This is a genomic window from Paenibacillus sp. MBLB1832, assembly GCF_032271945.1.
GTDB lineage: Bacteria > Bacillota > Bacilli > Paenibacillales > NBRC-103111 > Paenibacillus_E > Paenibacillus_E roseopurpureus.
The window spans coordinates 3,984,650-4,008,571 of record NZ_CP130319.1; the positions used below are offsets into that span (position 1 = coordinate 3,984,650).

The 23,922-nt window shown below is 44.2% G+C and carries 21 protein-coding genes; 6 read left to right on the forward strand and 15 right to left on the reverse strand.

The window, feature by feature from the left end; translation table 11 throughout:
• Nucleotides 1–57: 57 nt before the first annotated feature.
• From MJB10_RS17850 to MJB10_RS17880, 7 genes are all read right to left on the reverse strand, one after another.
• Nucleotides 58–1,575, reverse strand: a complete 1,518-nt coding sequence (locus tag MJB10_RS17850; protein WP_314796852.1) for an extracellular solute-binding protein — start codon at nt 1,573–1,575, stop codon at nt 58–60.
• A 67-nt stretch (nt 1,576–1,642) separates the two neighbouring features.
• The gene (locus MJB10_RS17855) at nt 1,643–2,521 is read right to left on the reverse strand and encodes a carbohydrate ABC transporter permease (protein ID WP_314796854.1); all 879 of its coding nucleotides are present in this window, start codon (nt 2,519–2,521) and stop codon (nt 1,643–1,645) included.
• Between the two features lie 11 nt (nt 2,522–2,532).
• On the reverse strand, nt 2,533–3,483 hold the full coding sequence (locus tag MJB10_RS17860) for an ABC transporter permease (protein WP_314796856.1): 951 nt from the start codon (nt 3,481–3,483) through the stop codon (nt 2,533–2,535).
• A gap of 15 nt (nt 3,484–3,498) precedes the next feature.
• Complete coding sequence (locus MJB10_RS17865) at nt 3,499–4,176, reverse strand: GntR family transcriptional regulator (RefSeq protein WP_314796858.1); 678 nt, start codon at nt 4,174–4,176, stop codon at nt 3,499–3,501.
• A 660-nt stretch (nt 4,177–4,836) separates the two neighbouring features.
• Entirely contained in the window at nt 4,837–5,706 is an 870-nt protein-coding gene (locus MJB10_RS17870) for a creatininase family protein (protein ID WP_314796860.1), read from the reverse strand.
• 72 nt (nt 5,707–5,778) lie between these two features.
• Nucleotides 5,779–6,759 (reverse strand): aldo/keto reductase, encoded by a 981-nt coding sequence (locus MJB10_RS17875; RefSeq protein ID WP_314796862.1) that lies wholly within the window; start codon nt 6,757–6,759, stop codon nt 5,779–5,781.
• Nucleotides 6,746–7,507, reverse strand: coding sequence for a phytanoyl-CoA dioxygenase family protein (locus MJB10_RS17880; protein WP_314796864.1), 762 nt, complete (start codon nt 7,505–7,507; stop codon nt 6,746–6,748). Before MJB10_RS17880 ends, MJB10_RS17875 begins: the two co-directional genes overlap by 14 nt.
• 153 nt (nt 7,508–7,660) lie before the next feature.
• Here MJB10_RS17880 and MJB10_RS17885 point away from each other — a divergent pair, with 153 nt between their 5' ends.
• Nucleotides 7,661–8,497, forward strand: coding sequence for a helix-turn-helix domain-containing protein (locus tag MJB10_RS17885; protein WP_314796866.1), 837 nt, complete (start codon nt 7,661–7,663; stop codon nt 8,495–8,497).
• Nucleotides 8,498–8,661: 164 nt separating this feature from the next.
• Here MJB10_RS17885 and MJB10_RS17890 read toward each other — a convergent pair whose 3' ends face one another.
• Together MJB10_RS17890 and MJB10_RS17895 are read right to left on the reverse strand one after the other, a co-directional pair.
• Nucleotides 8,662–10,077: an alpha-galactosidase gene (locus MJB10_RS17890; RefSeq protein WP_314796869.1), complete on the reverse strand. Its 1,416-nt coding sequence runs from the start codon at nt 10,075–10,077 to the stop codon at nt 8,662–8,664.
• The gene (locus tag MJB10_RS17895) at nt 9,980–10,765 is read right to left on the reverse strand and encodes a hypothetical protein (protein ID WP_314796870.1); all 786 of its coding nucleotides are present in this window, start codon (nt 10,763–10,765) and stop codon (nt 9,980–9,982) included. The genes MJB10_RS17890 and MJB10_RS17895 overlap by 98 nt, the downstream gene beginning before the upstream one ends.
• Before the next feature lie 114 nt (nt 10,766–10,879).
• Between MJB10_RS17895 and MJB10_RS17900 the strand changes: the two genes are divergently transcribed.
• Together MJB10_RS17900 and MJB10_RS17905 are read left to right on the forward strand one after the other, a co-directional pair.
• The gene (locus MJB10_RS17900; protein ID WP_314796872.1) at nt 10,880–11,758 is read left to right on the forward strand and encodes a helix-turn-helix transcriptional regulator; all 879 of its coding nucleotides are present in this window, start codon (nt 10,880–10,882) and stop codon (nt 11,756–11,758) included.
• A 419-nt stretch (nt 11,759–12,177) separates the two neighbouring features.
• Complete coding sequence (locus MJB10_RS17905) at nt 12,178–13,002, forward strand: phytanoyl-CoA dioxygenase family protein (RefSeq protein ID WP_314796874.1); 825 nt, start codon at nt 12,178–12,180, stop codon at nt 13,000–13,002.
• On the opposite strand, the gene MJB10_RS17910 is transcribed toward MJB10_RS17905, so the two are convergent.
• Complete coding sequence (locus MJB10_RS17910) at nt 12,894–13,601, reverse strand: reverse transcriptase domain-containing protein (protein ID WP_397386641.1); 708 nt, start codon at nt 13,599–13,601, stop codon at nt 12,894–12,896. The two genes, MJB10_RS17905 and MJB10_RS17910, sit on opposite strands and share 109 nt — an antisense overlap.
• Nucleotides 13,602–14,616: 1,015 nt before the next feature.
• Between MJB10_RS17910 and MJB10_RS17915 the strand changes: the two genes are divergently transcribed.
• Nucleotides 14,617–15,834, forward strand: a complete 1,218-nt coding sequence (locus MJB10_RS17915; protein WP_314796876.1) for an IS110 family RNA-guided transposase — start codon at nt 14,617–14,619, stop codon at nt 15,832–15,834.
• A 136-nt stretch (nt 15,835–15,970) separates the two neighbouring features.
• On the opposite strand, the gene argC is transcribed toward MJB10_RS17915, so the two are convergent.
• The 4 genes from argC to MJB10_RS17935 form a co-directional block, all read right to left on the reverse strand.
• Nucleotides 15,971–16,915 carry an N-acetyl-gamma-glutamyl-phosphate reductase gene (gene argC / locus MJB10_RS17920; RefSeq protein ID WP_314796878.1) on the reverse strand — a complete coding sequence of 315 codons (945 nt, stop codon included), beginning with the start codon at nt 16,913–16,915 and terminating at the stop codon, nt 15,971–15,973.
• 163 nt (nt 16,916–17,078) lie between these two features.
• Entirely contained in the window at nt 17,079–17,594 is a 516-nt protein-coding gene (locus tag MJB10_RS17925) for an SMI1/KNR4 family protein (RefSeq protein ID WP_314796880.1), read from the reverse strand.
• A 120-nt stretch (nt 17,595–17,714) separates the two neighbouring features.
• Entirely contained in the window at nt 17,715–18,092 is a 378-nt protein-coding gene (locus tag MJB10_RS17930) for a hypothetical protein (RefSeq protein WP_314796882.1), read from the reverse strand.
• A 178-nt stretch (nt 18,093–18,270) separates the two neighbouring features.
• A complete protein-coding gene (locus tag MJB10_RS17935; protein WP_314796883.1) occupies nt 18,271–18,435 on the reverse strand; it encodes a hypothetical protein in 165 nt (54 codons plus the stop codon).
• Between the two features lie 309 nt (nt 18,436–18,744).
• Here MJB10_RS17935 and MJB10_RS17940 point away from each other — a divergent pair, with 309 nt between their 5' ends.
• Together MJB10_RS17940 and MJB10_RS17945 are read left to right on the forward strand one after the other, a co-directional pair.
• Nucleotides 18,745–19,962, forward strand: coding sequence for an IS110 family RNA-guided transposase (locus MJB10_RS17940; protein ID WP_314796885.1), 1,218 nt, complete (start codon nt 18,745–18,747; stop codon nt 19,960–19,962).
• A gap of 525 nt (nt 19,963–20,487) precedes the next feature.
• The gene (locus tag MJB10_RS17945; protein WP_314796887.1) at nt 20,488–21,561 is read left to right on the forward strand and encodes an ABC transporter substrate-binding protein; all 1,074 of its coding nucleotides are present in this window, start codon (nt 20,488–20,490) and stop codon (nt 21,559–21,561) included.
• Between the two features lie 368 nt (nt 21,562–21,929).
• Here MJB10_RS17945 and MJB10_RS17950 read toward each other — a convergent pair whose 3' ends face one another.
• Nucleotides 21,930–23,915: a sialate O-acetylesterase gene (locus tag MJB10_RS17950; protein WP_314796888.1), complete on the reverse strand. Its 1,986-nt coding sequence runs from the start codon at nt 23,913–23,915 to the stop codon at nt 21,930–21,932.
• Nucleotides 23,916–23,922 lie beyond the last annotated feature (7 nt).

Sequence of the window (23,922 nt, forward strand, 5' to 3'; positions counted from 1 at the left end):
AAAAAAATGAAGCAAGAATCACAGGCCTTCGCCTGTGATTCTCTATGACCATCGCCCCTACTTGATATTGTTATCCTTTTTGTAGATGGCTGTTGCCTGATCGATCCATTTCGTACCGCCGGCATCGAGATACTTTTTCTTATAAGTTTCATATTCCTGATCCAGATTTCCTTTGGAAACGATACCGCCAGCGATAAACTCTTTAACAATATCCAACATGATCTTACCTTGTGCGATTTCAACCTCAGGAATTTCGCTTAAGTGAGCATCTGTGAGTTGGGCATCCCGTGCAATTTGAATCCCTTGCTTAGTCAGTTCGTTAAAGTTTCTAAGTTCAGCGCCGTTTACACGGTACATCAAGCCATAATAAACTTGAACCCCATCATTTCTTTGCTTCACAGCATCCGTAAACGGGTCCATGTATTGGCACTGGTTGTTGACGGATTTATAGTGTGTTCCCTCGATGCCGCAGAAGGTAAGCTTGTCACCTTCGTCAGAGATCAAAAAGTCCATGACCTTCATCGCCGCTTCTGGATTCTTCGAGTTAGCTGATAGCGTGACGAAAGGCCCGCCATCCTCCTTGTAGCTCTTCGTTTGGCCACCGACGCCGTTAGGTCCTTTGATCACAGTGTAAGCAAAAGTAGGTTTCGGGTTTTCCGTGTAACGAGTGATCCAATTTTGCGTTGTGCCTGGCGGCTGAAAGTTGAATGTACCTACGTTGCCGGTCCATAGCTTCGTATACGTCGGAATCGCTTTAATTGTGGAGAAATCCGGCTCCATTAGACCTTCTTTATACAGCTTGTTGTAATATTTGATAGCATCAAGGAATCCTGGTTGCAGGAAAGCCGGAAGCACCTTTCCATCGATATATCGGCCTCTTTCCTTGGCAGCATCAAAGGGAACCCCGTAGGCGCCGAAGATATGATTCATTGTTTTGATATAATCCATTGTGACACCCAACGGAACTGTATCATTCTTGCCGTTGCCGTCCGGATCCTTTTCCTTAAAGGCCTTCAGAGCGGTATAGTATTCATCTAAATTAGTAGGGACCTTAAGTCCTAATTTATCCAGCCAATCCTTCCTAATGGCGACAGACTCTCCACCCAAGTCTCTGGCCTGCGGGATTGAATATACTTTCCCGTTGATCATATTCACCCCTTTCAGCACATCACTTTTATTCTCCTTGATATTCTTTCCGTACTTTGCTAAGAGGTCATCTAGCGGGACAATCATTTTATTTGTTGCTAATTCCTTAACTTTCTTAGGGTCCTGATTGTGAATGATATCTGGCAGATCGTTGCTCGCGATCAACGTATTAAGCTTGGTAGTGAAATCACCTACGGGAACAAACATCCATTTCACATTGACACCCGTTCGTTTCATAATCTCTTTATTGATGATATTGTCATCCGGATAACTAATATCGCCGACCATCATAATCGTTACCGTTGGTGTTTCCTTCGGCTTCGAGCTGGGGGCTGCTGATGTGGATTCACCACCGCTTTTACTGCCTGAGCAAGCTGTTAGGGTCAATGCAGTGCCAAGCAGTACGGAAAGCAGTTTTGTTCGATTCATGAAAAGACCTCCCTAAATTTGTTTTTATAATTCCACGGCCATAGGAACCGTAAAATTCGATAAGGTTTTACCCCTTAACGGAGCCGACAAGAACACCTTTGACATAATACTTTTGCAAGAACGGATAGACGATCAGCATGGGAAGCACCGACATGACAATTGTCGCCATCTTAATGGACTCCTCCGTCACAGTACCAGAGCTGGCAGCCATCGAGTCTACGTCTTTCACTTCGCTAAGTGACCCAACGTTCATCATCCCCCGAAGAAATACCTGCAGCACTTGCTTCTTCGGATCACTAATGTAAACAATGGCATCAAAATAGGAATTCCAATGGGCAACGCCATAGAAGAGAGCAACTGCCGCCATCACAGGCATCGATATCGGTAAAATGATACTGAACAACGTACGAGCTGGGCTCGCACCATCTATATTCGCAGATTCCTCCAACTCGGGCGGGATGCTTTGGAAAAAGTTTTTCATGATAAACAAGTTCCACGCGCTGATCGCCCCAGGTATGATCAGGGCCCATAACGTATTCAGCATACCCAGTTGTTTAATGAGCAGGTAGTTCGGAATCAGGCCGCCGTTGAACAGCATTGTGAAAAAGATCAGCATCGTGATGGTATTGCGTCCAGCGAAACGTCTCACCGACAACGGATAAGCCAGCATAGCTGTGAAGAGTAAAGCGATAAAGGTACCGACAATCAGACGGAATAACGAGTTGACGTAAGATTGAAAAATACCTTTTGTTTGAAGCATAAGCTCGAACGAATATAAGGAAAAGCCTCTGGGTAGAAAGAACAGTCCCCCGCCCATAGATGCCTTAGGGTCACTGATCGCGTACATCAGAACATGCCAGAAGGGATACAAGGTACAGAACGATGCGATGATGAAAAAGATTACAACTAAGAAGTGAAATATATTCTCGCCTTTCGTTGGCTTCATTTAATACCCTCCTAGATTATACCGGACTCGGAATCTATTTTTTTGGCAATCCAATTTACGCAGATCACTAGCACCAAGCCCACAATGGATTTAAACACGCCCGAAGCTGTGGCAAGATCGTATCTCGCATTCTCGAATGCGATCTTGTAGATGAAGGTATCCAGAATTTCCGAAACCTCATACACCTGAGGGTTATATAAGGCAAATACCTGATCAAGACCCGCATTCAGAATGCTTCCCACGCGGAAAATCAGCAGGATCACAACGGTGGTCCGCAGACCAGGAAGTGTAATATGCCAGATTTGTCGCCATTTATTGGCACCATCCATCTTTGACGCTTCATATAGCTGGTCATCGATGGTCACTAAGGTGGCCAAATAAAGAACTGTACCGAAGCCAGCTTCTTTCCATATATTTGAAACCACAAGCAAACCTCGGAAATACGCCTTACTTACCATAAGGTTCGGCGTTTCGAAACCGAAAAACCTAGCTATTTCATTCAAAATACCCGTATTGGGCGATAAAATTGCAAACATAATTCCCGCGATTACTACCCAGGATACAAAGTGCGGCAAATAAACAACAGTTTGTACAAACTTCTTAAATAACGCATGACGCAACTCGTTTAATAGAATGGACAAAATGATTGGGACAGGAAAAGCAAATATGAGTTGATATAAGCTGATAATTATCGTATTTCGCAATGCCCTCTCAAAACCAAATGTGCTGAACAACGTCTTGAAATTATCCAATCCGATCCATTCACTACCCATAAACCCTTTGTAAACGCTGTATTTCTTAAAAGCGATTAATACGCCATACATAGGTATGTAATGAAAGAGTATAAAGAATAGAATACCCGGCAAGGCAAGTAAATATAAAAATTTGTCCTTGCGAAACTGACCGAGTTTCGCCCCCCACGCCTTCCTTCTTCTAACAACAGCTTCTGTTGCAGTGAACATGCGATTGCCCCCCTCTTATCTTTGACTTTGCTTAAATCTTTCAATCAAATCTATCTTTGCCTTCATCACATGCTCGCCTGTAAGCCTAACGGAAAGATCACGATCCCGTCGCTTTAAAGCGTTTACAATTTTTCGATGATCATCAATAATGCTATGAATACGACCCTCGCTGAAGCCAAACTGCCTCCTAAGCACATCGATCAGCCCCCAATGCCGATCAATAATCTCAATAGCTTCATAATTGTTCGCCAGCCCATTGATCTTGCGATGAAAGGCTTCGTTTACAAGCAAGGCAGCCTCCCGGTTTCTGTTGCTGACATAAGCTTCATATTCTTCTTGCAGCAAGTCAATTTCTTTGAGATCACGGTCTGTCATATGTTCAACGCCAGTACGCACGAGCATGGTTTCAATTGCATAGCGAATGTCATACATATTGCTTAAAAAATTCTCGTCAATCTTTCGTACGCTAGCACCCTTCTGTGGGAGCAATGTAACGAGCCCCTCTCCCTGCAGCTGCTGGAGCGCTTCCCGAATGGGCATTTGAGATACGCCATAACGATTCGTAAGTTCACTAATACGCAAACGAACTCCCGGCTTAAACACACTGTTCAAAATATCTTGCCGTATCTGATCTCGTATACGGGAATAGGTTGTCACGTATAGCACGTTTGGAGAACTAAGTTCATATTCCATTGCCTCACATCCTGATTTATATAATGTATATAAATTACGCTCGAAAATAATGTATCACATTTTTAATATTATATCAATGTTTTATTAATTTATATAATTGGTGAAAAAGAATCGTTTATCCAATAGTTGCCGCATGAGCATTAGCTATTGGATGACATATAAGTTATGAAGTGCAAAAAGCCAGCAAACGCTACGCTAGGGTTTGCTGGCTTTAAAAATGATTTACAAATTTAGTTTTCGAAGATCGAAAAATATATAGGAAGTGAACAATTCATCACAGATACAAGTGGCTTAACCTTAAGGCTGACGTTGTTGTTTGCGGTAGGCTATTGGTGTAGCAGATTATTCGCTTGTTGAAAAGGAGGCCAGAACGGGTGTTTTTCGTTAGGAGTACGGAGATCATCCCCTGTCCTTCTTGTCCAGGAGAACTATCCGTAATCGGGAGAAAGCCTAGGCGAATTTGCTTTGGCTTTCTCCACAACACTGTAAATAATTGCGCTCGCTTTAGCTCCTCGAGGCGTGTTACTGAAAAGAAAGTTCTTTCTTCCAATAACAACGGGCATTAAAGGCTTAAAAACTTATCCTGCTGCCCCGTCGTGATTACCGATTTTAACAACGAGATATACATGTATCGGTTCATAATTGACAACCTCCATCATTCTAATACGTATATGGATATTCGTGTCTTTTCCACTGTGAGGATTGGGATACACTCTTTTGTCCTTCCCTCGGTCTGGACGTCACCCACTCAGACTTGCTTTTCTGCAAAGCACGCCATAAATGTTCTATTTCATCATAGGTAATCGAATCCGTTGAGATATCTCTGGCTTGCACGAGCAGATCCTCAGCTACTTGACGCAGTCTAGTAATACACGCTTCGTTAATAGATGCGCCCAACATTTCGGAAGCCTCAAAAGCATTGTCAGCTCTAGCGAACTTTGCGCCACTATTCGGCTCCCCCTCTAACTGGGTGCGCCCCATATTCACAAGTGTAGGGTCAATGTTCATCAACTGTGAAATCTCAAATTGTCCCGCATGATCTGCTTTGAAGTGTCCCTTGACCAAATCACCATCCGTACCTACCCAGATTCGAACTGGAAATTGCGCCATAAATATCCCTGCTGCCCGCTGAAAATCGGCTTGATTGCCACCGCCATGACCGGAAAGCACCACAATTGCCTTAAAGCCTGCATTGACGAAAGCCCTTAGCTGATATAAGAAAAAATAGAGCATCACATGAGGTGGCATCCCCGTCATGCGGGGATTCTCTTCCCCAATCTGCTCCTCTAGCCACCTGGCATGATATCCGCTTTCATGAATGTGATACCCAAGCGATGGCGCCACAATGCCTCCTGCTCCTCGTGCTGCTTTCTCGCAGATGTATTCAGCCTTGATCAAATCCAAGCCAAAAACAGCGATTTGGCCATGCGGCTCGCATAGCCCCAAAGGAAGATATACAATTGGAGCCGCTTGAAACCGTTCCCTCCATTCCTTAGGATACAATTTGGCCCATAGAACCTCGGATGACATCACTCATTCTCTCCTTATGAAATAAAGGAAAGAGCTGAGACAGCTAGCACTGTCAGCTCTCACCTTTTATCGCTATTTCCAATATTTTCTTTCGTAAAAATTCCTTATCCAACGGTGACGCTTATAGAGCTCATCTACGACTTCATCAGGCAGCGGATCTTCTTGGAGCGCTGCCGCATTCTGCTCCGCATATTCTTTAATATGCATCGAAATAATTGATGTGGTGACGCCTGGGGCATGCAGCGCATACTTGATCGCCAATGCGGCAAGTGAGCTTGCATACTGCGGGATGAAGGACCGAAGCCGTTCTACACGAGCGATGTATTCACTTCTTGGGCCCGCATCAAAATAGCCATTACGGAAGTCCCGCTCAGTGAAAGTGGTATCACTTGACAAGAGCCCGGTCAATCCTCCTTCGTCCAGCACACATCGAGCGATAAAAGCAACTCCGTGCTTTTCGCACAAGGGAACCAAATTATCTAGGGCAATTGGGTCGAAGATATTTAGAATCGATTGCACCGAATCGATCTTACCGGATTTCACCAGCGAGAGCGCCATATCATGACGGTGATCTGGAATGGAAATTCCAATATACTTCACCTTGCCCGCTTCCTTTAATTTAACCATTTCTTCCAGCCAGTAAGGTTCATCATCCCATGCAGACCAGTATTGGTGCATTTGAATCAAATCCAGCGCTTCCACACCAAGTGCTTGCAATGAAGCATCCACACTAGCTTGAATCGATCCCGGCGGGTAAGCTTCGATCACCGGAATTGGGCTGCCCCAACCGCCTTTGCCGCAAGGTTTTACTTTGGTAGCAATGAACGGCTGCGGTCCATCCCACGTCTTTAAGGCTTTGCCAATCGTTTCCTCCGATGGTCCATACGCTCTTGCGGTATCAATAAAATTGACACCTAACTCCAATGACCGGTGAATGGATTGTATGAATTCGGATTCTTCCATACTTCCGAACGAACCAGACAAACCCATCGCCCCATACCCCAAACGAGATATGGAAATGTTCGATTTTCCGAATGAATTACTTGGCAGCATTATGATCCTGCTCCTCAATGTACGACGTATCGAGATAGGCTTTGCCCTCTTTGGCAATTACCATCTTCTTGAAGACTTTTCCTGTCTTGATGTTTTTCGTATGTGTCGGAATGTACTGCAGAATATACCCCTTCCGAATGTTATCGCTTACGTTTGGACCGCTGCGGTGGAACAAGAGCGATGAAAAGACAACCATACTTCCCTTTTTTAACTCTACAGGAATTCCTGGATCTTCCCCGAAGTAACATTGCCAACCTATTGGTGTTTTCTGGTGCTCAATAATGCCGTCCTTGTGCGTTCTCGGCTTTACCCAAATACAGCCATTTTCGATCGTGGCATCTTCCATCGCCAACCAGCAGGTCACATACTCATCTGATAAAACAAGACCATAACCATTATCCTGGTGCCACGGGAAATCCTTTGCCGTTTCTGGGCGCTTATAAACCGCTTGATCCCAGTACAGGGAAACATCTCCTCCAAGAATTGCCGTAGTAATCTCAACAAATTTAGGGTGAGCACAAAATTGTTGAAAGTAGGCGTTCTTCTTTACTAGATGTGCGGTGAAAGTAATTTCATTGGCACGACTGACGCCCACGCCACCTTGTTCTTCTTGCTTCAGCTTCGCACTATGCTCATCCACATAATAATCAACTTGAGAAGTCAACTCGTCCATTTCTTCCCCAGTAAACAAATCCTCTAGAATAAAAAAACCTTCCTCATCGAACTGCTTCAATTGTTCATCTTTCATAGCGATGATCATCTCCTCTTGTGTTATCCCCCTATTATAAGTGGCTATAAACACCTTATCTATGCTCTTGTGTAAGCAATTATTGTACTATTTACGCATTTTCTCTGCGTCATGTTATACTTGTGTAAGTAGCTGGTTGCAGGGGGGAAACAGATGAATAATAACGCAAGCATGAAAGAGCAGTTCGGTCTATCCATTGTAAATATTGTTCGTTCTTCCTATACGCGATTAAAGATCCGCGACATCAAGAAGAATCAGTGGGTTCTCAGCCACGTTGTGAAAGGTCAACTTACCATGGAGACTGGGGGAATATCCTATAACGTTAGGGCAGGACAAGTGATGGTTCATCCTCCGCATATTGAATTCAGTGAATATAATCCTTCAAGCGGCATCCACCAGGTACTGTTTCTCGACGTCACCTTATCCGAGCATCTGGATTTATTTCGAATGTATCCGATTCCACCTGTTATTACACTTGTCGATGAAGCGAGCTTCACACGCTGCTTTCAAGAACTGAACTCCTATTGGAATCAACCCGATAAAGCTTTTCGAAACGTCTATATCGGAGCAGGAATCCTAGAGCTTATCAAGCTCCTTCTAAACTCGTGGGAGTCGGACGGGTTTCCTTCTCGCCCTGAACAGCTGAATTCAACAGAAGACCGATTTATGGAGGTCATCCAGTATATGCAAACGCATTTACGCCGAAAAATATCACGGGAAGAGTTATCGAGTCTTTTACATTTGCATCCAAATTATTTCGACAAACTGTTCTATAAACACTTTCATCAAACCCCTATGCATATGCTTCGCATGCTTCGACTTCGCAAAGCACAATCACTACTTGAAACAAGCGATATTACCCTGGAGCAAATCGCTGGTGAATGCGGCTTAGTAGATGCGGCCTATTTTGCCAAGTGGTTCAAAAAACAGTGCCGTGAGACGCCTGGTCAATACCGCACAAGGATGAAGATATCAAAGAGGATGTATTAAGTACCGTTAAGACCGGAAGTGTGGCTGACGCTGCCGGTTGATTATCAGCAAATGTAGAATTTGCGTATAGAAAAAAGACTTAGGATAATACGTTCTAAGTCTTTTTTTCTTTACAGCTATGATTTGCGCCTCTTTGCCGTGGTCTACACCTTTGCAAAATCACATTAATCCTTTACTCCAAAGTATACAATCTTGGCCCCAGGCTTCTCGAAATCAGCAGTGATAACCGCGTAGCCTTCCGTATCATACCGAACCGTTACCCCCTCTGTATACCATACCTTCCGATCCGGCTTACAGTGAGTGATATAGGTAAAGCTTGCTGGTCGAGGAGAATGAAACGGAACGCCGAAAGCATTGGCGAACAGAACAACAGTGCCTTTACCCGACCGTGAAGATATCTTCTCGTACACCTCCGGGTTGCCACCGGGAATACCTGTCCGCCGAAGAGCGTTCTCCGTGATGTCGTCCCTAATTTGCTTGTAAAGCCCGATAAGTTTGCCAATCCGGTCTGTCCCCTCAAAACTTACCCCCAGCAGATCCCCCCAGATTCCATTCTGCCCCAGAATCAAGGAACCAACCGCCATATCCTGGAAGTCTACAGGATCATCCGGCAAATAGTGGGTCAGAAACAAGACCGTAGGGATCCATTTATCATAGGCAAGTGGCGTCCGACATACCCATCCCCGGGCGGCGCCCGGATAGAAGAACATATTGTTGTTTTTCCATGTAATATCCTTGTCCTTGGGAATGTTAAAGTTAGCATAATACGGACCGTTGTTGAGCAAGAAATATTTACCTGCTGACAGGAAACTGAGTCCTACACACCGATATCCTTCCGTTACATCAAAATCGACAATAGCTTCCGGGCAGGCTTCCGTTAGCTTCTCGATAATACGTACCATGTAGAGAGGCTGAAGAAAGGAATAACATTCCTCGCGTTCCTGTGCCAGAGCCCCTTCATCGCCATGATGATGGTGAGGGTCGTTGCAGCCGTATTGGCAGATGGCATCCCATTTAAAATATGTAACGCCAAGCTCCTGAGACAATCGGATCAGTTCATCCGCAAAATCATCCGCGTATCCGCTGACCAAGCATAATTCAGCACTTTCCTCTGTCTCCCATACTGAATGAGGATCCCGATTCTTGCCATCCATGCTACTCTGATTCGTCAGATTCTGCCCAAGCATATTACTTGACATTGCTGCTGAGGTCGGGCCGAACCAAAGTCCCAGCTTCATCCCGTATTCATCGAGCTTAGCTTTCACTTGACGCAACCCGTCTGGAAACCTTTCCCGATTAACCTGCCAATCCCCTGTCTTGCTATACCAGCCCGTGTCGATTACGAATACATCGATGCCCATTTTATGTGCCTGTTCGATTTCCAACAGCATTCGTTGCAGATTCATACTGCTCAAATAGGGTTTGTCCTGCCAGTGGCGAACTCTCTCCTGATAGTTCCATGTATTATAATAAACATAGGGCTTACGCGATTCCGCATTCAAGCTGAAGTGCCGCAATATAAAAGTACGGTAGGTTTCTGCCAGCTTCTCTTCCCCTCCACGGACAGCAGCCGTCTGCATCCATAGCGTGTCGAACCCGTTTCCGCAAGGTTTGCCCCCGATAATAATTGCCCTTGACCGCTGTCACTTCAGCAGACCCGTCCTTGTGCAACCGAAATCCTGTATATATATCAGGGTATTGAGAGCCGTGCTCGTAGGCAAGCAACGCCGAAATCCCCTCTTCCGTGCCCCATGCAAGGATGGGTCCCATGAGTAGCTGCTCGCTCAAGAATGCGGAGGCCCCCGCCTTTACCTCTGTTGGCACATAACTATGCGCCAGCTCGTTATAGTCGGAGAGACGAACCTCTTTGGCTGTCAGACCAGAGTTCAGATTAATTCGACCATAGCTCAAAGTGTCACATCCTGAAGCTTTGGTCAGCCGACGGTCCGACCTACTCGACCACCTGTAACGAAAGCGGACAACGGGATTGTCTGGAGCTATACGAAACACCAGCTTCATACGGATATAGCTGTCACTACGGAGGGTACCTTCCACCACGGTTTCACGGGTACCATTCCGTAGCTCAACAGATTCACCGACCAAGGCCATTTGTTCTAGCTCGACCCTAGTACTTCGCCCATCAATTTCCAATACAGGCGCATGAAAAGTAAGTCTCCCCCCACCGTCTGCCATCTCATAGCTCCAAAAGTCCTCGGCTAACCCGTTAACGTTTACTTTGATTCCACCAGTAGACCATTCGATTGTCATTGACTTCCACTACCTTTACATATTATGTGTAAAATCTTCTCCTACTACGACTATACCCATGACAAATACTGCTCATCAATGGTAAAGTTGTAGGATGAGGAGTGGTAAAATATTATGATTAAGACAACACTAAGCTTTCAAATTGGCCAAGTGCCACATAGCTTGATATTCCCCGAATTTATCGGTTGGTCTGAGGTCACAGAACCCTCCTACACCTGGGATGGACAGAACCGCCCAGACAACCGCTTTCTTTTCCAATATACGATTACTGGTGTAGGAAAACTGCATAAGGACGGAATTCTTCATTCACTTCCTCAAGGACATGCTTTTCTGATCCAATTGAATGGGGACTATCGTTACTATTTCGATCCTGCCGCTTCAGAACACTGGGAATTTCTGTGGCTGCAGGTTAGCGGTTCGCTTGCTGATTATTGCTGGCAGGAGTGGACTCGGTCCGGCAGCCCAGTGATGCAACTGCCAGACGGGTCTTGGCCTATTCGTCTCTTGAAGGAAATGTATGCCAGGGCACGGGAAAAAGGGTATCCGAATAAATACGAGTTGACAAGGGACACTTACCGTTGGTGCACGTCCTTATTCGAGTATTTGGAGAGGGGCACGCGAAGCAAGGTATGGGAGGATGCCATAGAGAGGGCTAAGGAACTCATGAACAGCCAGTTTCGGGATCGGCTTGCCCTAGAGGATCTTGCAGAGGCTGCGGGACTGTCGAAAACATATTTCTGTAAGGTCTTCCTTGAAGCAACCGGCATTTCGCCGATGACTTATTTGCTGCGAAAGCGCCTCGAGGAGGCCGTCAAGCTGCTTAAGCACAGCAGTCTAAGTGTTAAGGATATAGCAATTACCACTGGGTTCGACAATTCAGGATATTTTGGCAAGGTGTTTCATAAGCAGATGGGCCTGGCACCGGCTGAATTCCGAAGACGAAGCGTGAATTCGGTCTCCACCGAGTATAGTGATCGGATCTATTTAATCTGATTAGTTCCTAAAGGAATCGAAAGAGACCATGAAACAGCCCTTCAACAAGCAATTAAGGCAATGTGCAGGGCTAAATGGTCCCTTGTTTTAGAATTAACCTCATCTTTAGGCTACATGCAAGAGAAAGTATAGAAACGGTATCATAGGAATCTGACTCAATTCAGAATACACCAAAACAAATAGGCAACCAACTTGGCTGCCTATTTGTTTTATTCACTTTTCCACCAAGTATTCACTCTGCCCTCTGCAGCAAACGCTCCCCATCAATACCCGGCAGCACAATCATGCCCTTTATTGTTTCTAATGATCTCTTATGTTTCTAATCCTATTTAATAGGTTTTGGAAAGTCAGTACTCCTCTTAATGGCCTATAATAAAGGATGTAAGCAACTAGGACTAAGAAAAGATGAGGTGTCAGTCATGGGAGTAATTCCTTATAACATTACTTTTGCTGATAAAAAAAGGTTTGATCAAGACGGTTATTGGATCAGCCCAAAATTATTGAGTGACGAGACAATCGAGCGGCTTCGCGGAGCACATGATCGCATTTGGAACAAAGATTATGATGGAGCTGGGATGCCACTTCACGCTTTTAAACTTTCGGAGAATCCACATGCTCTGCGTAAATTCGATAATGGCTGGTGGATTAATGATGAAGTTCGGAGTGTCGTAACTGATCCGAACTTAGGTGAAATGGCTGCGAAGCTATTGAACGAAGATGAGATTCGTCTATGGCATGATCAAGTGATTTATAAGCCAGGTACTTCAGGGCAAGAAACAACAGCTGGAAATGTAGGCTGGCATCAAGATTACGGGTATTGGAAATCAAGCAGCACTACGAATATGGTGACAGTTTGGATTGCTTTGCAGGACACAGACTTGAATAATGGCGGCATGATGACGATCTTAGGTTCACATAAGTGGGGCTCAGTCGAGGGTAGCGATACATTTTTCGAACAGGATATGGCGAAGCTGAAGCAGCGTTTTGCAACGCGTGATTGGATAGAGGAGCCTTGTATCCTAAAAGCTGGACAAGCGAGCTTCCACCATGCGCTAACATTCCATGGATCGTCAACGAACTTCACAGATCAGCCTCGGTTATCAGTTGTTGCGCATCTAATGCCTGGAAATACGTTTTACAAAGAAGGCAGAGCACGGCATGATAATGTTCGACTACTTGGGCCACGTCCGCAATTTGGACAGAAGTTCGATAACGAATTTTTCCCAGTACTGTATAGACAATAAAATACATCGATTTCAGCTTTTAGCATTTTAGAAATGCAGGCTAGTACCATTCTATCTTGGATGCCCATGTTCCAAAGTTGCTTCATAAGCAACGTATGATTGACATTGTCAAAAAAACCCAAAATGTCGATGTCTACTACATAATGCATCGACGCCTGATTGATGAGAAATTGAACTCTTGCCATGGCATGGTGTGTCGATCGAAGGGGTCTGAAACCATAGCTATGGTTGTAAAATTGGGCTTCAGCTATGGGCTCAAGGACTTGCTTGAAGCACTGTTGAATGATGCGGTCGAGGATGCATGGGATGCCAAGCGGTCTCATTTTACCGTTATCTTTCTCGATAAACTTTCGTCTGACATTCTTGGGGCGATAGTTTTGCAGTCTGTTTTGGATTTCACTCACTAATTCATATTCGGGTCGTTGTTCGATGTCTTTGATGGTTAGTCCATCTGTTCCTGGTGTCTTTGATCCTTTATTAGACTTCATCGTGCGGTAAGCCAGCAAAATATTTTCCCTCGATGTGACGATCTCATAAAGATGTGAGAAGTTTTCTTTGTTTGCTGATCTTTCGTACAAATCTGTAAAGGATTCCGTCATGCCGTAATACTCCCAATTTCGTAAAGTTTGCACTGTGGCACCCCTCCTAAATGAAGCGATGTCCCCACATTCCTACCTGATCGGTGCAATTCACGTATGGAAAATGATCGTTCTTTTCAATTAGACTTGGGGCTGTTCCTCCGCCTCCATTACAGAGGTTTCTTCGGTCGTGCCCCTGCCCTCACAAGGATAAATTCATTTCGGCAAATGCCTTATTGCAACCGTTTCGGGTAACAGCCCTTCTAGCAACGTCCCTTGCTTTCCAAGTCCCTTACAGCCTAGCTTTTTTTTTTTTTTTTCTGAACTTAGGTGCTTCCTCTAAGCCTGTGAGATTGATGCCACCATTGTTCGGCATAGCGTATTTCATAGAGAAAATTTTTACTTTACGCCACTCACCCCATCGTCTGATGGTACATACGTTTCCGCATGCTCTAACTTTAGACCTGTACATTCGGAAGTTCGTCAGTTCGCTTCTATGCGAGCATTCTCACCATATCCAGTTTTTCAGCCGCGCGACATATCCGTTGGCATACCTCTTTTTTTTTTTCTCAAAATGGCTCTAGCCTTCGTTCTGTCGAATCTACCTGTACTTCGCACCTCATGTTCTGTTAAACATAACGCACGCAGGAGTATTGGCGGGATGGTTTCGGGATACATGGTTCCGTCATTCCCATCCTTGGTTGTAAAGTTAAGATTACTCGTGTAATCTCCTGCTTTTCGCACTATTTAGTGCTTATAGCAGAACTTGTCGTACTTACCCGTTAGCCGTTCATGCAGCGCAAGATCAGCGCTGCACCACAGAAGATGAAAATGGATAAAATCTGTCAATACTTCTACTACGGCTGGGTGAGGAAGGTCGATCAACTATGGTGCGTTAGAGCCCATCCGTTAGTCTGACTCCACCGACCACGGTGCATCACAGAATGTCGCTCCTTCGGGAAGCACTCATGGTAGATTAATCCTATTTTGGTTGTTGCACCAGCCCCAATTCAAAGCCGGAGAAAGGACAATTTCAATGGATATACTCATTGAGCGCGCATGTGGCATGGATGTTCATAAAGATTCCATTACTGCATGTACAATGACACCCGAAGGAAAGGAGATTCAAACGTTCTCTACTAAAACCGTATTTCTACTCCAGTTAATTGACTGGATTAAAAAGCATGGTTGTACTCACGTAGCTATGGAGAGTACAGGTGTCTTCTGGAAGCCAATTGTGAACCTATTAGAGGCTGAAGACATTAAATTTTTAGTTGTAAATGCTCAACATATGAAATCTCTCCCAGGACGTAAAACTGATGTGAAAGATGCGGAATGGATTGCCCAACTCCTTCGTCATGGACTGCTAACGGCGAGCTTCATTCCGAACCGTAACCAAAGGGAACTGCGGGAACTAGTTCGGTACCGCCGCAGCATTATTGAAGAACGAGCCAGACAACATAATCGTATTCAAAAAGTGTTAGAAGGAGCAAACATCAAGCTTGGTTCTGTGGTTTCAGATATTATGGGGGTCTCATCTAAGGACATGCTCAACGCTATTGCAAACGGCGAAGAAGATCCTGAAAAACTAGCAGGCCTCGCTCGACGATCTATGAAAAAGAAAAAAGATGAACTCGAACTTGCTCTTCGAGGTTACGTTAATCCTCATCAACGCTTGATGCTTAAAACCATTCTAGGTCACATTGATTTCCTTTCAGAACAAATTGAGATGTTAGATCAAGAAGTTGCCCAGAGAGTTATTTCAGATCAAGAAGATATTGATCGATTAGATTCTATCCCTGGAATTGCCACTCGAATGGCTGAACAAATCTTAGCTGAAATTGGAACAAACATTAAAGAGCAATTTCCAAGTGCGGCTCACTTGTGTTCTTGGGCAGCAGTTGTACCCGGACATAATGAGAGCGCAGGCAAAAGGAAGTCTTCTAAAGGTAAGAAAGGAAACAAATATTTGAAATCTGCCCTAACAGAGGCGGCACATTCCGTAGGTTCCTCTAAAAATTATCTTGGTGCTATGTATAGACGAACTTTAGCACGAAAAGGTAGGAAAAGAGCTGCTATTGTAGTGGCCCATGCCATGCTAAGAATCGCTTATTATCTGCTTACAAGAAAAGAAATGTATGTTGATCTAGGTGAAGATTATTTTGATAAGCAAAAACTTAGAGCAATTGTACGGAATTCGGTTCGAAGGCTTGAAACTTTAGGCTACAACGTTACGATTTCGGAAGTCTCCTGATCTACCGTTTACCAATATATCCTAGGCGCTGCACATTTTAAAAAATTAATGAACTGCGTCTTCTTTCATGCTGTCCTTTTCCTTCTACTGCCCGCTTTTTAATTTTCATGGTAGTTGAACGAAGATCTTATTTCTCTTACTCTAGCCCTGTACATTCGTCAAATCCAAGCATAATGTTCATATTCTGAATGGCTGCCCCCGAGGCACCTTTTCCCAAATTATCAAATCGAGAGACAAGTAATATTTCATCTTGATGACCAAAAACAAAAATGTCCAAATAATTAGTATTATTGCATTGCATAAGATTTAAGAAACCGTCTTCAAGATTTACCTCAGAGTCATATGGCATAACTCGAATAAAACGTTCATCTTTATAGTACAAAGCAAGCAGTTCTTGAATATCTCTTGCCGTCACTTTCTTATTAAACATTCTAGGAAAGAGTGGAATAGTAACTGCATCACCTTGATAATAGTTTCCGACTATTGGAGTGAAAAGTGGTGATGAGTTTAACCCAGAATAAAGTTTCATTTCTGGAAGATGCTTGTGATTAAGGTTAAGTGCATATTGTCTTGGCGCGAAAAGCTGTTGATTATTTGAGTTCTGATATTCAGAGATAAGTCTCTTTCCTCCACCACTATAGCCAGTAAGTGAATAACAAGTCGTAGGGTAATCACTAGGGATAATTCCTTCTGCCACCAAAGGGTGGATAGCTAAAATAAACCCTGTCGCATGACATCCTGGGACAGATACCCTAGATGAATTTTGAATTTTATTTCTTTGATTTTTATTTAATTCTGGTAATCCATATGTCCAGTCCTGGTTAGTTCTAAACGCTGTACTTGCATCAATTATTTTCGTCTTATTATTACTTATCATAGAAACGGAATCCTTTGAAGCAGAATCTGGAAGACAAAGAAATACGACATCAGCTTCATTTATAAATGCCTTACGAGCTTCGAAATCTTTTCGATTTTCAGAATCAATTTTGATTACTTCTATGTTAGGAATCTTAGATAAGTAATCATGTATTTTTAAACCTGTTGTACCTTCTTGACCATCCACAAATATTTTATATTTCACTTCACTTTTGCACCCCTTAATGTTTAGTGTTTGAATAATTATACAATTAAATGCATATATATTCAATCTTGTTATTAAATTATTCTGCCCGTTAGCGTGGAGAAGGCAGCCGATCAGTCTAACCGGCTGCCTTCGTACTTTCAGAGCCAACTTTCCCTTTAGATTAATCCAGCCATCTTATGGTTGCATGCTGATAAATTGAATCTAAAAGAAACTCTTCAAATGTATCATAGAGCATTATTATCCCCTTTGTACTCCCCTCGTACCATTCCATGACAGGAGGATTATCACCTTCATTTAATTTGAAAAATCTAATTTCATAACCCTGATGCATTGAGAATACAAAAGTTCTATCGGGCAACACTACCGGGTTATTATTTGCTTTTAGTAATTCTTTTGCCTCATCCTGAAGTTCCTTTAGTTGTGAGAAATTAGTATCTGTACCTTGAAATAATCTTCCTGAATAATGGCCGACAGCAACTAAGTATTGGCGATAAGACTCGGGTAACTTGATTCCCATTTCTTGCTCCAGTAGCTTTATCTCTGCTTCGATACATCCATCAAATGGACGGTCAGTATGCAATTCCTTCTCATGCAGGAGCTTTAATAAATGATCACTTTTCACATACAAACCTACTTCCTCAAGGGATAATTCATTATTCGGGATGACCTTATTCAATTCCTTCGTTAGCGTAATCTGCCCTTTAGTTGAGAAAACGGCAACCGATCGTTTGGACGGCTGCCGTCGTTTCTTTATTGAGCTATCGTTCCTCGTTAGTTTAGAAACGACACCTGTTAATTAAGCACGAAATAGAATATCAATATCCCCATCTACAAATCCAATTCCAATTGCAGACACACTTTTTAGGATGTTTGCATACTCTCCTTCTTTAAGATAACGTTCTACTAACATCGTAATGTGATTTAATCCTTGTTCCCAATGTTGAATATCTTCTGTTCTTTTTATGCAGCAAATATCTTCTTCCGAATTAAAATAGTCGGTACAAGTCCAATCTGAGTCATTCTCATCGAATTCATCTGAACCAATTAATTGTATATCGTATGTATCATCTGAACCTTCATATAAGTTAAAATTGAATGCTTTAATTCCTACAGGGATGTCTTGCTTTAAATTTGATTTAACCAATTTGAAAACAATCTGTAATTCTCCATACACATTCCCCCACTTTTAATACGAGTTTTGTTAATTATGATGTTATATCGTAAAGTTAAACATTTCAACTAACCTCCCGTTACATTAATGAAAGCAGGGGGCAGCTGCCGCGTGGCGGGCTACTCCCTGCTTATTATACTATCGTTCCCAGTTTCTTCAATGAATCCCGAAGCATTGTTTCCTAATTTTTCTCTAATATAACAAGTGAATAAACTGTTGCACCCATCTCACCACCTGACATAGCACTCTGAGATACAACCTTCCATCCCTCTTGTAAAAGCTGATTTAAATCACTTAAGTTATTCTTTTTATCGTTATAATAATGAACTACAAATGCCTTTTGCATGAATACACCTCCAGAACACCATTATATCATACATATTATTCCATTAATCTGCCCGTTAGCCGTTCATGCAGCGCAAGATCAGCGCTGCACCACAGAAGATGAAAATGGATAAAATCTGTCAATACTTCTACTACGGCTGGGTGAGGAAGGTCGATCAACTATGGTGCGTTAGAGCCCATCCGTTAGTCTGACTCCACCGACCACGGTGCATCACAGAATGTCGCTCCTTCGGGAAGCACTCATGGTAGATTAATCCTATTTTGGTTGTTGCACCAGCCCCAATTCAAAGCCGGAGAAAGGACAATTTCAATGGATATACTCATTGAGCGCGCATGTGGCATGGATGTTCATAAAGATTCCATTACTGCATGTACAATGACACCCGAAGGAAAGGAGATTCAAACGTTCTCTACTAAAACCGTATTTCTACTCCAGTTAATTGACTGGATTAAAAAGCATGGTTGTACTCACGTAGCTATGGAGTGTACAGGTGTCTTCTGGAAGCCAATTGTGAACCTATTAGAGGCTGAAGACATTAAATTTTTAGTTGTAAATGCTCAACATATGAAATCTCTCCCAGGACGTAAAACTGATGTGAAAGATGCGGAATGGATTGCCCAACTCCTTCGTCATGGACTGCTAACGGCGAGCTTCATTCCGAACCGTAACCAAAGGGAACTGCGGGAACTAGTTCGGTACCGCCGCAGCATTATTGAAGAACGAGCCAGACAACATAATCGTATTCAAAAAGTGTTAGAAGGAGCAAACATCAAGCTTGGTTCTGTGGTTTCAGATATTATGGGGGTCTCATCTAAGGACATGCTCAACGCTATTGCAAACGGCGAAGAAGATCCTGAAAAACTAGCAGGCCTCGCTCGACGATCTATGAAAAAGAAAAAAGATGAACTCGAACTTGCTCTTCGAGGTTACGTTAATCCTCATCAACGCTTGATGCTTAAAACCATTCTAGGTCACATTGATTTCCTTTCAGAACAAATTGAGATGTTAGATCAAGAAGTTGCCCAGAGAGTTATTTCAGATCAAGAAGATATTGATCGATTAGATTCTATCCCTGGAATTGCCACTCGAATGGCTGAACAAATCTTAGCTGAAATTGGAACAAACATTAAAGAGCAATTTCCAAGTGCGGCTCACTTGTGTTCTTGGGCAGCAGTTGTACCCGGACATAATGAGAGCGCAGGCAAAAGGAAGTCTTCTAAAGGTAAGAAAGGAAACAAATATTTGAAATCTGCCCTAACAGAGGCGGCACATTCCGTAGGTTCCTCTAAAAATTATCTTGGTGCTATGTATAGACGAACTTTAGCACGAAAAGGTAGGAAAAGAGCTGCTATTGTAGTGGCCCATGCCATGCTAAGAATCGCTTATTATCTGCTTACAAGAAAAGAAATGTATGTTGATCTAGGTGAAGATTATTTTGATAAGCAAAAACTTGGAGCAATTGTACGGAATTCGGTTCGAAGGCTTGAAACTTTAGGCTACAACGTTACGATTTCGGAAGTCTCCTGATCTACCGTTTACCAATATATCCTAGGCGCTGCACATTTTAAAAAATTAATGAACTGCGTCTTCTTTCATGCTGTCCTTTTCCTTCTACTGCCCGCTTTTTAATTTTCATGGTAGTTGAACAACGACAGCCGTTTTTGACCGAGACCCAATGAGTCTGCGTGAAGCCTGTTATCGCATACTTTTTGTTTCAATATGAACATGTATAGAAATCCGGATTTTAGGACTCAAAGATGTATTGTACAATGTTAAATAGAACCTCAAGCTATAATGTTTAGCAACTACGGGGAAGTTATCTTCTTCGTGTCCTTTATCGGAAATGGATACAACTTCTTGTCTTTTAGATAAGACAAGAAGTTGTATCCATAAAATTAAAAATCCGCTCAAATAGCGGATTTTTAAGGATATATGTTCTTGTCCTCTTACAAGCAAGCACTAGTAGTAGAAATATATATATATATGTGCTATCGTTCTAATGTTAGTTTAAAAAGCACCATCGAATGATGGAGCTTGTGGGATTCCGCATTGGTGAATGGGAAACTGTACAATGTTCCGATGAACTTCCATGAGATTACGATAAACGGTGCCGTTGTTCGTGGCGATCTAATGAAAAAGTATGCCATTGGGGATATCAAAACATTGGAGGATTATGGCAAATACCTAGATGCGATTAAGAAAAATGAGCCGAATATGGTTCCCTACGATGCTGGTGCCGATGGAAATCGTTTGTCAACCGTACATTCCAGAGCTACAGGGTATTTAGGAAATTTCGATCCTGTAGCCAATGTGACTACGAAAGATTTTAAGAAAGCTTTTGATGTATTTGAACAAAAACCCAAGTTGGAATTTTTTAACCTCATGCATACCTGGAATGAAAATGGCTATTGGTCTAAGAACGCGCTTGTAAAGAAAGAAACTGCTAAAGATTCTTTCTCAGCCGGGAAGAGTGCCTCTTTCGTTGAGAACTTGCTTGCTGCAAACGCTGCCTATATGAAGCTGAACGTCGCTCATCCGGAGTGGGATGTCAAATACTATCCCTTTAACCCCAATGTTCCGTATACGGCTAATCCATACATTAATAATGGCATGGCCATTAATGCCAAATCGAAAAATGCTGAACGTGCACTCATGTTCCTTGATTTGCTCCGCAATGATAAAGAATATAACTTGCTCACGACATATGGGATTAAGGGCAAACATTACGACCTCTCACCAGAAGGCAAACTGATCGCGCTGCCAGATGCACAAAATTTCCCTGCAGATGGAGCTTGCCCGTGGGGATGGCGGGATGACCGCTTCTATTTAACAGCTAACGGTGGACTGCCGAACTACAATCAAATTTTGGATAATGCGCGAAAAAACCTCATAGCCACGCCTATTAACAATTTTGTCTTTGACAACACAACCGTTAAATCACAAAAGGCTAACCTAGACAGTATTATTTCCCAGTACGTGGGGCCGCTGAATTTTGGCGTTACCTCCAGTACCGTTGAACAAGACTGGAACAACAATGTTGTCGCTAAATTAAAGACAGCAGGCGTCGACACCTACTTGCAAGAGTATCAAAAACAATTAGATGCTTATCTGGCAAATTTAAAATAAATCGTTAGAAAAGATGAATATTGGCATGAAAAAGGAGCTAAGCTGCTACACCTGCTTAGCTCCTTGTGTTTGATCCATAGCTGCTTTTCTTAAGCACATTGTGGGCAAGAGAAAGCCTACCGACAATTAAAACAGTTTTCTGCTTCGACTCATACCAAAGCAAGTTTAGAGAAACATAGTCTCGCCAAATTTGACGGGGTATTTAACAGTCAATTCTCAGATACAGGGAATCTGGGACACGTAGGCGATGCGGCTATGGTCGTAGGGTTCAACGTTATGACACTGAGCAATGGCTATTTTGCCCCGCAGGAGCCAAACGCCTTCACGATCAGCTCCCCCAGGACTGTACTAGGCCGCTCTTTGCCCTCTTATTGCCGGTAAAAGACAACATCATCGAAACGAATCCACTGTCCGGCATCACCATTCGAATAGAATTCCACCTCGGCCGTTGTACCAGTCACATTAACATTGGATATCGTAATTTGTGTCCATGTGGACGAATTCGCTACGGTGTTGATATCCGTCTGGGCCAATACATTTCCGCCTGACTTGTCACGCACAATGAGAATAGGTGAAACCGTCTGGTTGTCTGTACTCATGACCCAGGCTTTGACGGTGTACAACCCGCTGCCAAGACCCGTGAAGTTCTGATAAGTGGATACGCGGTAAGGTGCGCCAGATGCGTAATGTACACCGCGATAAGTGCCGCTATGCCCTCCGGCCTCCACCTTGGCGCTGGTCGTGCTGCCGCCGGCAGGCACCCAGACGCTCCAACTACTGAGCGAGCCGCTTTCCAAGCCGGCATTCTGCACGAGATTCGCCGCAGATGTGGCGCTGTTGAACACTTTGAACGCTCGGATTGCCGCTGTCTTGCCGGATACAACCCCAGTTACATAAAGACGCACTTTGCTTGTAGTGACTGGATTAAACGTATCCAATTGTTCTCCTATGCCCAGCGTTGTGCCTGAAACCGCATCAATCCAGGACGAGCCGTTCCATGTCTGGATTTTGTAATCGGTTATGTTCGTTGCCCCTTCAGTCACCGCAGTTCTATTGATCGTTGTGGGTGCTCCGAAATCGATCTGAAGCCATTCCCCCGCACCCTTACCGGATGCCGCACTCCAGCCTGTGCTAGTTGTATAACCGTCAATAGCCTTGTACGCGGTTCTGGAGCTGTCGAGTTCACTCGAGGCGGAAGCTGTCTTGCGTACGGCTAGATCATTCAATACAAATCCGGGCCAGTATTTGTTCATCAGAATAGCGTACCACTGTCGGCCATGCTCACGAAGCCCGTTCTCATTAAAATGTATCCAAATGCCATCGGGATGATTGCTGTCCACATTTTTATAACGCCATGCAGCATCCAGCAGATTCGTGTTCGGCCCTAGGAACGTGTTTGCCACATCGGTGAAAGTCTTCTGCTGGCTAGCCGCAATGGCGGCCACTTGAGCAGGATCCCGGAGAGACTGATTATTTTTGTCAAAAGCGTCGCCCGTCTGGGCGATGCCCCACGGTATAGACCAGCCGCCATCTGTGCGGGACTGGTTGATGACATTGGTTAGCTTCGCTTCATAGACTGCAGGGTCCGTGGACAAATCCCCCTCGCCTTGATGCCACAAGGCTGCGCGGATGCCCTTAGGTCCAACTTTGGAGAGTGCCGCTGAGATGCGCGGATACAGGGTGCCGCCAGGCTGCCAGTCGAGTACGGAGGTGGAGCCTTTGCCTGTGGAGATGAGCCCGATCGGCACTTGCAGCGTTTCGTGCAACAGCTCGGCCATGCCAGTCCACGGCGAACCACCTGAGCAATCTGCGCCTGGCAGCGGGTCGGCACCGAATGCCCACCCACCGGTGTTGTAATTCATTGCCGCTACCCGGTCGTCCGCAGGCGTCACTTTCGTCTCGCCGCAGTTCGCCGAATTGGACTGCCCGGCAGCCAGAAACACTTCACCCACGCCGATTTTATTCACGGTAGCTGTAGCAACCACGGAAGACCCACTAAGCAGCTGCACCTGAAGCTGATACCAACCACCTGCAGACAGCTTGAGGCTGCCCGAATAATTGCCGCCAGCGCTTGCGGGATTGGCGACAATCGTCGTCCATCCCACTGGGACCCCATTGCCGCCGGACATCAGCACTGCCTGTGCCTGTATCGCCGTATACGTGCCGGCGCTGTAATTGCCCTTGATAACAACCGAGGCGCTGTTTGTGTCATCCCGCTGGATGACCGTGTACGACCCCGGCGTCGAGATGGAGATGGTATCTGCCGCCAAGGCCACAGGAGCCACCTGCAGCAGGGCGCCAAGCGCCAGTATTGCAGCAGCCATGAGCGACACGTAGATGAATCGCAATCTCACTAGACCA

Coding starts and splice junctions, on each gene's coding strand:
- MJB10_RS17850 (WP_314796852.1), bottom strand. CDS start 1,575: ATGAATCGAACAAAACTGCTTTCCGTACTGCTTGGCACTGCATTGACC.
- MJB10_RS17855 (WP_314796854.1), bottom strand. CDS start 2,521: ATGAAGCCAACGAAAGGCGAGAATATATTTCACTTCTTAGTTGTAATC.
- MJB10_RS17860 (WP_314796856.1), bottom strand. CDS start 3,483: ATGTTCACTGCAACAGAAGCTGTTGTTAGAAGAAGGAAGGCGTGGGGG.
- MJB10_RS17865 (WP_314796858.1), bottom strand. CDS start 4,176: ATGGAATATGAACTTAGTTCTCCAAACGTGCTATACGTGACAACCTAT.
- MJB10_RS17870 (WP_314796860.1), bottom strand. CDS start 5,706: ATGTCATCCGAGGTTCTATGGGCCAAATTGTATCCTAAGGAATGGAGG.
- MJB10_RS17875 (WP_314796862.1), bottom strand. CDS start 6,759: ATGCTGCCAAGTAATTCATTCGGAAAATCGAACATTTCCATATCTCGT.
- MJB10_RS17880 (WP_314796864.1), bottom strand. CDS start 7,507: ATGAAAGATGAACAATTGAAGCAGTTCGATGAGGAAGGTTTTTTTATT.
- MJB10_RS17885 (WP_314796866.1), top strand. CDS start 7,661: ATGAATAATAACGCAAGCATGAAAGAGCAGTTCGGTCTATCCATTGTA.
- MJB10_RS17890 (WP_314796869.1), bottom strand. CDS start 10,077: ATGCAGACGGCTGCTGTCCGTGGAGGGGAAGAGAAGCTGGCAGAAACC.
- MJB10_RS17895 (WP_314796870.1), bottom strand. CDS start 10,765: ATGACAATCGAATGGTCTACTGGTGGAATCAAAGTAAACGTTAACGGG.
- MJB10_RS17900 (WP_314796872.1), top strand. CDS start 10,880: ATGATTAAGACAACACTAAGCTTTCAAATTGGCCAAGTGCCACATAGC.
- MJB10_RS17905 (WP_314796874.1), top strand. CDS start 12,178: ATGGGAGTAATTCCTTATAACATTACTTTTGCTGATAAAAAAAGGTTT.
- MJB10_RS17910 (WP_397386641.1), bottom strand. CDS start 13,601: ATGACGGAATCCTTTACAGATTTGTACGAAAGATCAGCAAACAAAGAA.
- MJB10_RS17915 (WP_314796876.1), top strand. CDS start 14,617: ATGGATATACTCATTGAGCGCGCATGTGGCATGGATGTTCATAAAGAT.
- MJB10_RS17935 (WP_314796883.1), bottom strand. CDS start 18,435: ATGCAAAAGGCATTTGTAGTTCATTATTATAACGATAAAAAGAATAAC.
- MJB10_RS17940 (WP_314796885.1), top strand. CDS start 18,745: ATGGATATACTCATTGAGCGCGCATGTGGCATGGATGTTCATAAAGAT.